Annotated in this window: 10 protein-coding genes; 6 read left to right on the top strand and 4 right to left on the bottom strand. The window is 64.5% G+C overall.

Annotated elements, in window-relative coordinates:
* From C2U70_RS24280 to C2U70_RS24265, 4 genes are all read left to right on the top strand, one after another.
* Positions 1-1,020 (top strand): acyl-CoA dehydrogenase family protein (locus tag C2U70_RS24280; protein ID WP_140981165.1); only part of this gene is annotated, 1,020 nt, incomplete at its 5' end.
* A 60-nt stretch (positions 1,021-1,080) separates the two neighbouring features.
* Entirely contained in the window at positions 1,081-2,685 is a 1,605-nt protein-coding gene (locus C2U70_RS24275; RefSeq protein WP_140981163.1) for a carboxyl transferase domain-containing protein, read from the top strand.
* A gap of 4 nt (positions 2,686-2,689) precedes the next feature.
* Positions 2,690-4,693 (top strand): acetyl-CoA carboxylase biotin carboxylase subunit, encoded by a 2,004-nt coding sequence (locus C2U70_RS24270; RefSeq protein WP_140981161.1) that lies wholly within the window; start codon positions 2,690-2,692, stop codon positions 4,691-4,693.
* Positions 4,694-4,713: 20 nt separating this feature from the next.
* Positions 4,714-5,625, top strand: coding sequence for a hydroxymethylglutaryl-CoA lyase (locus C2U70_RS24265; protein ID WP_140981159.1), 912 nt, complete (start codon positions 4,714-4,716; stop codon positions 5,623-5,625).
* Positions 5,626-5,778: 153 nt separating this feature from the next.
* Here C2U70_RS24265 and C2U70_RS24260 read toward each other — a convergent pair whose 3' ends face one another.
* From C2U70_RS24260 to dctP, 3 genes are read right to left on the bottom strand one after another with little or no spacing between them, the layout of a single operon-like run.
* On the bottom strand, positions 5,779-7,137 hold the full coding sequence (locus C2U70_RS24260) for a TRAP transporter large permease (RefSeq protein WP_140981158.1): 1,359 nt from the start codon (positions 7,135-7,137) through the stop codon (positions 5,779-5,781).
* Positions 7,134-7,700, bottom strand: coding sequence for a TRAP transporter small permease (locus tag C2U70_RS24255; protein ID WP_140981156.1), 567 nt, complete (start codon positions 7,698-7,700; stop codon positions 7,134-7,136). The genes C2U70_RS24260 and C2U70_RS24255 overlap by 4 nt, the downstream gene beginning before the upstream one ends.
* Positions 7,697-8,719 (bottom strand): TRAP transporter substrate-binding protein, encoded by a 1,023-nt coding sequence (dctP, locus tag C2U70_RS24250; protein ID WP_140981154.1) that lies wholly within the window; start codon positions 8,717-8,719, stop codon positions 7,697-7,699. The genes C2U70_RS24255 and dctP overlap by 4 nt, the downstream gene beginning before the upstream one ends.
* A 350-nt stretch (positions 8,720-9,069) precedes the next feature.
* Between dctP and C2U70_RS24245 the strand changes: the two genes are divergently transcribed.
* Positions 9,070-9,312 (top strand): pentapeptide MXKDX repeat protein, encoded by a 243-nt coding sequence (locus tag C2U70_RS24245; RefSeq protein WP_140981152.1) that lies wholly within the window; start codon positions 9,070-9,072, stop codon positions 9,310-9,312.
* A 116-nt stretch (positions 9,313-9,428) separates the two neighbouring features.
* On the opposite strand, the gene C2U70_RS24240 is transcribed toward C2U70_RS24245, so the two are convergent.
* Complete coding sequence (locus C2U70_RS24240; RefSeq protein ID WP_140981150.1) at positions 9,429-9,776, bottom strand: DUF6481 family protein; 348 nt, start codon at positions 9,774-9,776, stop codon at positions 9,429-9,431.
* 272 nt (positions 9,777-10,048) lie between these two features.
* On the opposite strand from C2U70_RS24240, the gene C2U70_RS24235 reads away from it, so the two are divergent.
* On the top strand, positions 10,049-10,252 hold a 204-nt coding region (locus C2U70_RS24235; protein WP_140981148.1), incomplete at its 3' end, for a hypothetical protein.

Below are 10,252 nucleotides of genomic sequence, written 5' to 3'. Positions count from 1 at the left end.
GACCTCGGGCTGCTCGGCATGACCGCGCCGGAGGAATATGGCGGCTCCAACATGGGCTACCTCGCCCACATCGTGGCGCTGGAGGAGCTTTCGCGAGGCTCGGCCGCGATCGGCCTGTCCTACGGCGCCCATTCCAACCTTTGCGTCAACCAGATCAACCGCAACGGCAATGACGCGCAGCGCAAGCGCTATTTGCCAAAACTGATCTCGGGTGAACATGTCGGCGCGCTCGCGATGTCCGAGCCCGGCGCCGGCTCCGACGTCGTGTCGATGAAGCTGCGCGCGGACAAGCGCGGCGACCGCTACGTGCTCAACGGCTCAAAAATGTGGATCACCAATGGCGGCGATGCCGACGTTCTCGTGGTCTACGCCAAGACTGATCCCGAAGCCGGTCCGCGCGGCATGACCGCCTTCCTGATCGAGAAGGGATTTAAGGGCTTTACCCACGGCCAGCATCTCGACAAGCTCGGCATGCGCGGCTCCAACACCTATCCCTTGTTCTTCGACGAATGCGAGGTGCCGGAAGAGAACGTGCTCGGCAAGGTCGGCGAGGGCGTCAAGGTGTTGATGTCCGGCCTCGACTATGAGCGCGCCGTGCTGTCAGGCGGACCGCTCGGCATCATGGCGGCCTGCATGGACGTGGTGGTGCCCTACATGCACGAGCGCAAGCAGTTCGGCCAGCCGATCGGCGACTTCCAGCTCATGCAGGGCAAGCTCGCCGACATGTATTCGACCTGGCAAGCCACGCGCGCCTATGTCTACGCCGTCGGCCGCGCCTGCGACCGCGGCGGCCACGCGCGCACGCTGCGCAAGGACGCGGCGGCTGCGATCCTCTATTCGGCCGAGAAGGCGACGTGGATGGCGGGTGAGGCCATCCAGGCGCTCGGCGGTGTCGGCTACACCAGCGAATTTCCGACGGGACGCCTCTGGCGTGACGCAAAACTCTATGAGATCGGAGCGGGCACCTCGGAGGTGCGCCGCATGCTGATCGGTCGCGAGCTGATGGCGGAAACGGCGTAAGCGTCACGATCGCTAACCATTCAACCGCATCCCACCCAGTCCAAGAGAAACGCGGGACACATGCCGCTCCATTCCACGATCGATCCGTCATCCCCTGACTTTGCGCGCAACACCGAGGCGATGCGCTCGCTGGTCGCCGATCTGCGGGAAAAGTTGAGCCAGGTCGCCGGCGGCGGCGGCGAGGCCTCGCGCAACCGCCACACTTCGCGCGGCAAGATGCTGGCGCGAGAACGGGTCGACCTGCTGATCGATCCCGGCACCTCGTTCCTGGAACTGTCGCCGCTTGCGGCTTACGGCCTCTATGGCGGCGACGTGCATTCGGCGAGCGTGGTCACGGGCGTCGGGCGCATCTCGGGCCGCGAATGCGTCATTGTCGCCAACGATGCCACCATCAAGGGCGGCACCTACTATCCGATGACCGTGAAGAAGCATCTGCGCGCGCAGGACGTGGCGCGGCAGAACAATCTGCCCTGCGTCTACATGGTCGATTCCGGCGGCGCCTTCCTGCCGATGCAGGACGAGATCTTTCCGGACGAGCGTCACTTCGGCCGCATCTTCTACAACCAGGCCCAGATGTCCTCGCAAGGCATTCCCCAGATCGCCATCGTCATGGGCTCCTGCACCGCAGGCGGTGCCTATGTCCCGGCGATGTCGGACGAGAGCATCATCGTGCGCAATCAGGGCACCATCTTCCTCGGCGGGCCCCCGCTGGTGAAGGCCGCGACCGGCGAAGTCGTGACCGCGGAAGAGCTCGGCGGCGCCGATGTCCATTCGCGGCAATCGGGCGTCACCGACCACTATGCCCAGAACGACGCGCACGCGATCGGCATCGCCCGGCGTATCGTCGGCACGTTGAAGCCGCCGACCCGACCGAACCTCAACATGCACAAGCCGCGCGACCCGCTGTTTGCGGCGGAAGAGATTTATGGTGTCGTTCCCGTTGACGGCCGTAAACCGTTCGACGTGCGCGACATCATCGCCCGTATCGTCGACGGCTCGGAATTCGACGAGTTCAAGAAGCTCTACGGCACGACGCTGGTGTGCGGCTTTGCCCATATCTGGGGTTTTCCGGTCGGCATCATCGCCAACAACGGGATTCTTTTCAGCGAGAGCTCGCTGAAGGGTGCGCATTTCATCGAGCTGTGCTGCCAGCGCGGCATTCCGCTTGTATTCTTGCAGAACATCACCGGCTTCATGGTGGGCAAGAAGTACGAGGCCGGAGGCATCGCCCGCGACGGTGCCAAGCTCGTCACGGCGGTTGCGACCGCCTCGGTGCCAAAGTTCACCGTCGTGATCGGCGGCTCCTACGGCGCCGGCAATTACGGCATGTGCGGACGCGCCTACTCACCGCGCTTCCTCTGGATGTGGCCGAACGCGCGCATCTCCGTGATGGGCGGCGAGCAGGCCTCGATGGTGCTGAGCCAGGTGCGTCGCGACAATATCGAGGCCAAGGGCGATAGCTGGTCGAGGGAGGAGGAAGAGAAATTCCGCAGCCCGATCCGCGCGCAATATGAAAGCCAGGGGCACCCATATTACGCGACCGCGCGGCTCTGGGACGACGGCGTGATCGATCCCGCGGATACGCGCCTCGTGCTCGGCCTCGGCCTGTCGGCGTCATCAAACGCGCCGATCGAACCCACCAAATTTGGCCTGTTCAGGATGTAATGCGATGGACCGCTCAAGTCTTTACCGGCGCTTTCGCACGCTCCTGGTCGCCAACCGCGGCGAGATCGCCTGTCGTGTGATCCGCACCGCCCGCGACATGGGCCTGCGCACCGTTGCCGTCTATTCGGAAGCCGACCGCAACGCGATGCATGTCGCGATGGCCGACGAAGCCGTGCTGCTCGGCCCCGCCCGGGCGCGTGACAGCTATCTCAACGTCGAACGTCTGATCGAGGCCGCGCGGAAAACCGGCGCCGAGGCCGTGCATCCCGGCTACGGCTTCCTGTCCGAAAATGCCGAGTTCGCGCGCGCCTGTCTCGATGCGGGCCTCGTCTTCGTCGGTCCGACCGCCGAGATGATGACGGCGATGGGCTCGAAGTCGGGCTCCAAGGCGCTGATGGAAAAGGCCGGCGTGCCGCTGGTGCCCGGTTATCACGGTGACGCCCAGGACGAGGCGACGCTCTCGAAGGCGGCCGACAAGATCGGCTTCCCCGTGCTGGTGAAAGCGTCAGCCGGCGGCGGCGGCCGCGGCATGCGTATCGTTCGTTCCGCCGCCGAGCTCGGCCCCGCCATCGTCAGCGCCAAGCGCGAGGCCAAGGCGGCGTTCGGCGACGACACCATGCTGATCGAAAAATACGTCGACAATCCCCGTCACATCGAGGTGCAGATCATCGGCGACAGCCACGGCAATCTCTTGTCGCTGTTCGAACGCGAATGCACGCTGCAGCGGCGGCATCAGAAGGTGATCGAGGAAGCACCGTCGCCGACGCTCAACGCCGCCCAGCGCGAGACCGTTTGCGCGGCCGCCCGCAAGGCCGCCAGCGCGGTCAACTATGTCGGCGCCGGCACCATCGAGTTCGTCTCCGACGGCAAGGATGTGTTCTTCATCGAGATGAACACGCGCCTTCAGGTCGAGCATCCCGTGACCGAGCTGATCACGGGCATCGACCTCGTCGAATGGCAGTTGCGCGTTGCCTTCGGCGAAAAACTGCCGCTCAAGCAGGACGAGATCCGTCTCAATGGCCATGCCATCGAGGCCCGCGTGTACGCCGAAAACCCGACCAAGAATTTTATGCCGTCGGTCGGAAAAATCTCGACCTGGCGACTGCCGGCGGAAACCGGCGGCCTGCGCATCGATGCCGGCTATCGCGAGGGCGATGCCGTCTCGCCGTACTACGACGCCATGCTGGCCAAGATGATCGCCTGGGCGCCGACACGCGATGCGGCGATCGAACGGCTGAACCGCGGGCTCGAGGAGTCTGATGTCCGCGGCATCGTCAGCAACATTCCCTTCCTGTCGGCGCTGATCTCACATCCGAAGGTGAGGTCGAACGCGATCGATACCGGTTTCATCGAGCGCGAGCTTGCCGGCCTGACGGCGGCAGGCGCCGCACCTGGCGAGCTGGAGCTGTGTGCGGCAGTAGCCGCGATCATCAATGACGAGAGCAATGCGGCATCAGCCGAGGCAAACTCACCCTGGCAGACCTTTGGCTGGCAGCCGGTCGGCCGGCGCCAGCGCAGCTTCGCCTTTCGCGTCGGGCACGGGCCCGAGCAGAAGATCGCGCTGAACTATGGCAGCGGCCCATCGACGCTGGTCATCGGCGAGCGCGAGCTGGCCTTTTCCATCGCGCCACGCGAGGGCGGGTTCGACTTGACGCTCGACGGCGTCAAGTCGAACGTTTCAGCCGTAATCGACGGCCACGAACTCTACTTGCGCACCCGCAACGGCCGATTCGACCTACACTGGGTCGATCCGTTCGGGGGCGAGACCGAGGAGCATGTCGGCGAGGACAAGATCGCGGCACCCCTGCCGGGAACGGTCGTCGCTGTCCTGGCGGAGGTCGGCGCAAAGCTCGAAAAGGGCGCGCCGATCCTGACGCTTGAAGTGATGAAGATGGAGCAGACGCTGCGCGCGCCGTTCGCGGGCGTGCTGAAGGCCATCAAGTGCAAGGTCGGCGACATCGTGCAAGAGGGCGTCGAGCTTGCCGAGGTCGAGCCGTCGGGCGAGTGAGGCTGCCAAGTGAGATTGCTATGAGCGACCAGGTCCGCATCGTCGAAATGGGGCCGCGCGACGGCCTGCAAAACGAGAAGACGCCGGTCAGTGTCGAGGCGCGCATTGCTTTCGTGGAGTCGCTGGTGGCGGCGGGGCTCGATACCGTCGAGGTCGGCGCCTTCGTTTCACCGAAAGCCATCCCGCAGATGGCGAGCTCGGACGAGGTTCTTCGCGGCGTCGCCCACGTCAAGGGCGCAGAATTTCACGTGCTGGTGCCGAACGAAAAGGGCTACGACGCCGCGCGCGCAGCCGGTGCCCGGGTCGTGTCCGTGTTCGCGGCCGCCTCCGAAGGCTTTTCGCGCGCCAACATCAATTGCACGGTCGCGGAGTCCATCGAGCGCTTCAAGCCGGTGCTGGCGCGCGCCAAGGCTGATGGCGTCAGGGTGCGCGGCTATATCTCCTGCGTGCTGGGCTGCCCGTTCGACGGCGAGATCAAGCCCAAGGCCGTCGGCGATCTTGCCCAGACCCTGTGGGATCTCGGTTGCTACGAGATCTCGCTCGGCGACACCATTGGCGTCGGCACGCCGCTAAAGGCGAAGGAGATGCTGCGCGCGGTGGCCACACACATTCCGACGTCAAAGCTGGCGATGCACTTCCACGACACCTACGGCCAGGCGCTCGCAAACCTCTACGCCGGGATGGAAGAGGGCGTCCGTGTCATCGACGCTGCCGCCGGGGGGCTCGGCGGCTGTCCATACGCACCGGGTGCAACCGGCAATGTCGCGACCGAGGACGTCGTCTACATGCTCGAAGGCATGGGGATCAGAACCGGCATCGACATGGAGAAGCTGTTGGCCGCGACGAACGAGATGAGCGTCGTGCTGGGCAAGCCGCCCGTGAGCCGCGTCGCATCCGCGCTGAATGCAAAGAAGAAGCGAGCGGCTTCGTAGGCTGGGTTAGCTGCGTGGTTGCGCGAAGTGCAAACCGTGCGGCGTAACCCACCTCTTTAGCGTCCGCGGCGACAGAAGTGGTGGGTTACGCCGACCGGACTGCGCTTCGCGCATCCGATCAGCTAACCCACCCTACGGCAGTTGCGATTGCCGCTAGTGACTTCCGTCCGGCCCCATCACGAGGTCGGGCAGCGCGGTCGATATCCCCGGCACGAAGCACAGCAGCAGCACCGCGGCCATCATCAGCAGCACGAACGGCAGCGTGCCCCAGATCACCTCGCGCAAGGGGATGTCGGGCGCGACGTTGCGGATGACGAAGATGTTCAGTCCGACCGGCGGATGGATCAGCCCCATCTCCATCACGATGGTCATGACCACGCCGAACCAGATGATGTCGAAGTTTGCGGCGCGAAGCGGCGGCAGGATGATCGGCGCCGTCATCAGGATGATCGAGACCGGCGGCAGGAAGAAGCCGAGCACGACCACCATGGCGAGGATCGCGAACAGCAGGCCCCAGCGCGGCAGGTGCATGGCGACGATGGATTCGGCTGCCGACTGCGAGATGTGCAGATAGCTCATCACGTAGGAATAGAGCAGCGACATGCCGATGATCATCATCAGCATGGTGGATTCGCGGATCGTCGACTTCATGATCGGCGCGAGGTCGCTCGGCCGCCAGACGCCGTAGATCATCGCGATCAAAGCGAGCGCGAGCAGGCCACCGAGGCCTGCGGTCTCCGACGGCGTGGCATAACCGCCATAGAGCGCGATCATGACGCCGGTCAGCAGCAACACGAAGGGGACGACGCGCGGCAGCATGCTGAAACGTTCGGCGAGCGTATACTCGTCGCGCGCCAGGATCGCAGCCTCCGGGCCGCCCTTCTTGTAGGCGGCTTCGGCCGCGGCATATTCCTGCCGGAAGCGGATCACGGCGTAGGCGCCGAACAGCGTGACCAGCAGCAGGCCCGGGCCGATGCCGGCGAGGAACAGACGCCCCAGCGATTTTTCGGCCGCAACCGCAAACAGGATCATGGTGATGGACGGCGGCAGCAGAATGCCGAGCGTGCCGCCGGCAGCGATGATGCCGGCCGCAAAGCCGCCGGAATAGCCGCGCTTGCGCATCTCGGGAATGCCGGCCGAGCCGATCGCCGAGCAGGTCGCGGGCGAGGAGCCTGCCATGGCCGCGAACAGCGCGCAGGCGAACACGTTGGCGACGCCGAGGCCGCCGGGCACACGGTGCAGCCACGCATGCAGCGCCAGATAAAGGTCCTGGCCGGCGCGCGACTTTCCGATCGCCGCGCCCTTGAGGATGAAGAGCGGGATCGACAGCAGGGTGATCGAGGCCATCTCCTCGTAGACGTTCTGCGTCACCGTATCGAGGGAGGCCGCGGGCATGTAGATGCCCATGAACACCAGCGCGACCGCGCCGAGCGCAAACGCGATCGGCATCCCCGAAAACATCACGACCAGCGTCGCGATGCCGTAGGCCAGACCAATGCCGAACACGCTCATCGCCGCTGGGCTCCGGTGAAGGGCAAGGTGAAGGGTAAGGCGAGCTGCACCAGGATCTGAAGACAGAGGAGGCTCATGCCGATTGCCATCAGCGCATAGGGAATGGCGAGCGGCGGCGACCACATCGAATTGGAGACCTGGCCGTCGACATAGGCCTCGTGCGCCAGCGTCCAGGACTTCCAGGTGAAGAAGGCGCAGAACAGCAGCGTGACGAGATCGACCAGCCAGAGCCGGATGCGATTGGCGAGCGGCGACAGCAGCCCGACGAAAGCCTCGATGCCGATATGGCCGCGATGCTGCTGCACATAGGCCGCGGTCATGAAGGTCGCGCCGACCAGCAGGAACACGGCGGCCTCGTCCTGCCAGTAGTTGGCGGCCTTGAACAAAGCGCGGCTCAGCACGCTGTAGCTCAGAATGGCGCAAGCCGCGACCAGGGCGATCGCGGCGAATACGACGATGATGCTGTTGCAGATGGCGAGACCGCGATCGACCGTCGCCGCAAGGCCTGTGCCCGCGGCGACGACGGTTGCGTCGTCACGATCCCTCAGCGGACCGTGGCTCATGCCGAGACGTCGGAAGCAAGCTTCAAGAGGTTGGCCGAGGTCGCAGTCTTCGCGCCGTAGTCCTTCCACGCGGTGTCGCGGGCGATGTCGCGCCACTTGCCGACGGTTGCCGCGTCGAGATTGCTGACCTTGGCACCGGCCTTCTCATAGACCTTGGCGACCTCGATATCGTCGTCTTGCGCGCCCTTGCGGCCGAAGGCTTCCAACTCCTGGCCGACGGTGAGCAGAATGTCCTGCTGGTTCTTCGGCAGCTTGTCGAAGATCGCCTTCGACATCATCAGCGGCTCCAGCATGAACCAGTAGGACGCGCCCGCGCCCGAGGTCAGCGACTTTGCAACTTCCTCGAGCCGGAACGAGATCAGGCTGGTGGAGGAGGTGATGCCGGCATCGCAGGCGCCGGTCTGCATCGCCGCGTAGATTTCGTTGGAAGGCACAGAGAGCACGGAGGCGCCTGCGGTCTGCAGCACCATGTCCATCTCGCGCGAGCCGCCACGCACCTTCAGGCCCTTGGCGTCCTCGGGCGCGACGATCGGCTTGGAGCGGCTGGCGACGCCGCCGGCCTGCCAGACCCAGGTGAGCAGGATGATGCCCTTGTCAGCGAGGAAATCGGTCAGCGCCTTGCCGACGGGCTCCTTCTTCCAGCGCAGGCCTTGATCATAAGTCGTGACGAGGCCCGGCATGAGGCCGATGTTTGTCTCCGGCAGTTCGCCGCCGGCATAAGGCATCGGATAGAGGCTGATGTCGAGCGCGCCCTTGCGCATCGCGGAGAACTGCGCGTTGGTCTTGATCAGCGAAGAGTTCGGATAGATCTCGGCGGCGAGGTCGCCACCCGAGCGCTTGGCGATTTCGGCCGCGAACGTGCGGCAGAGGCGGTCGCGGAAATCGCCCTTGTCGATGGTGCCGCCTGGAAACTGATGCGAGATCTTCAGCGTGGTGGCGGCATGCGCAGTGCCGGTGCCGAAGCGGAGCACGGCGGGCGCGGCAACGGCTGTCGCGAGAAGGTGACGTCGCGTGAGCATGGAATTTTCCCCTTGAACTGTTCTTGTTTGACGGATCGGGTTCTCTGACCGGGCGTTCGGGCCCATCCTAGCCGGTCTTTCGCCCAATATTCTCTCATCTGATAGTTCGAGACCGAATGCGGCGGCAAGCGGCGACCTTGCTGCGCCGCACACTCGCCCTTCGATCTGCCGGCGGGACTTAACGCGGTTCACACGGGCGAAATTGTGTCGGAGGTGAAAATGGCCGCCCGGCCGGCGGCCGACGCGAAAAATTTCTACCGCGCCGTGTAACAGACGCGGTCCGTGATCCGTCGAGCAGGAGGTAGCGGCATTCGTCGCTGGCACCAACAACCCAAAAGGGAAGATCGATCATGACCATTCGTACCCGTCTCGCACTCGGCGTCTCCGCTGCCGTTCTCTCGCTCAGCCTCGCGCTCGCGCCCGCCGCGTTCGCTCAGGACAAGATGATGAAGGACGACGGGATGAAGAAGGACACGATGTCCAAGGACAACATGAAGAAGGACTCCATGTCCAAGGACGACGGCATGATGAAGAAGGACACCATGTCGAAGGACGGGATGAAGAAAGACGACGGCATGATGAAGAAGAACTGATCTTCGCCGTCGCTCGTTTGATGGATGGCCGGGGCGCCAGCGCGCTGCGCGCGACGTCCCGGTCATACACGATGATGTGAAGCGCTGACGTCGCGCCCGTAAAGGTTATTTGCGAGCTACTTTCTCTTGGCCTTGCGGGCGGCATAGCGCGCGTCGCGCTTGGCCTTCTGCTCGGCTTCGAGCTCGGCCGCCTTGGTGGCAGCTTCTTCCTGCTCGCGCGCGATCCGTGCGGCTTCGGCAGCCGCGGCCTCTTGCGCGAGACGCTTTTGCTCGGCCTTTTCCGCCTCGCGCGCAGCCTTCGCTTCAGCGCGCTTGGCGGCAAGCGCCTCGCGTTCGGCACGACGTGCCGCCACCTCCGGATCGTCATGACCCGGCTGCGACTTGAACTTGTTCAAAAGATTTTTGCGGGCGTCTTGCGCCGCCTTTTGCCGGTCTGTGAAGCCGGGCTCCCTGAATCCACTCATCGAACGGCCTTGTCTTCCTCGCTTTCGGTCTTACATCAACGCCTGTGGTAACGCGTGCAGCACAAATCGCGCGCCTCGCGTTGCGGACATGCGTGTACATCCGCGCGCGTCCCGATGCCACCCATAATCGCAGCCATCAGGCAGACGAAAAATCGCAGGCTTGCGCCGCGGTGTTTTGTAGCCCCGAAAAACTGCCGAATTGTGATTTCCCTCACAGGGGAGCATGGGGGCGGCCCGTAATGTCCGACCCCAAACGACACGGAGCTACGGCCATGACTTTCTTCCGGCTGAGCCTGAAGGCGCTCGCCATCACGTTTGCGGCCATTGTGCTTGCCGGGGCTGCCGTTGATCTGGCGCGCCCCAAGCCGATCGAGAACGCCGTATTGGGCAACGAATGGCAGTGCAGCCAGACCGCATTCCTGATCACGACCTGTGCGCCGCGCGCGCAGCGGCAGGCGGTGCCGGCGGTGGAGACC

It is taken from the genome of Bradyrhizobium guangdongense (genome assembly GCF_006483445.1).
Classification (GTDB): Bacteria; Pseudomonadota; Alphaproteobacteria; order Rhizobiales; family Xanthobacteraceae; genus Bradyrhizobium; species Bradyrhizobium guangdongense_A.
This window is presented reverse-complemented; position numbering and strand designations above follow the sequence as displayed.

What these genes read in the sequence shown, in the direction of transcription:
- C2U70_RS24270 (WP_140981161.1), top strand. Translation starts at nt 2,690, where the DNA reads ATGGACCGCTCAAGTCTTTACCGGCGCTTTCGCACGCTCCTGGTCGCC.
- C2U70_RS24240 (WP_140981150.1), bottom strand. Translation starts at nt 9,776, where the DNA reads ATGAGTGGATTCAGGGAGCCCGGCTTCACAGACCGGCAAAAGGCGGCG.
- C2U70_RS24255 (WP_140981156.1), bottom strand. Translation starts at nt 7,700, where the DNA reads ATGAGCCACGGTCCGCTGAGGGATCGTGACGACGCAACCGTCGTCGCC.
- C2U70_RS24260 (WP_140981158.1), bottom strand. Translation starts at nt 7,137, where the DNA reads ATGAGCGTGTTCGGCATTGGTCTGGCCTACGGCATCGCGACGCTGGTC.
- dctP (WP_140981154.1), bottom strand. Translation starts at nt 8,719, where the DNA reads ATGCTCACGCGACGTCACCTTCTCGCGACAGCCGTTGCCGCGCCCGCC.
- C2U70_RS24265 (WP_140981159.1), top strand. Translation starts at nt 4,714, where the DNA reads ATGAGCGACCAGGTCCGCATCGTCGAAATGGGGCCGCGCGACGGCCTG.
- C2U70_RS24245 (WP_140981152.1), top strand. Translation starts at nt 9,070, where the DNA reads ATGACCATTCGTACCCGTCTCGCACTCGGCGTCTCCGCTGCCGTTCTC.
- C2U70_RS24275 (WP_140981163.1), top strand. Translation starts at nt 1,081, where the DNA reads ATGCCGCTCCATTCCACGATCGATCCGTCATCCCCTGACTTTGCGCGC.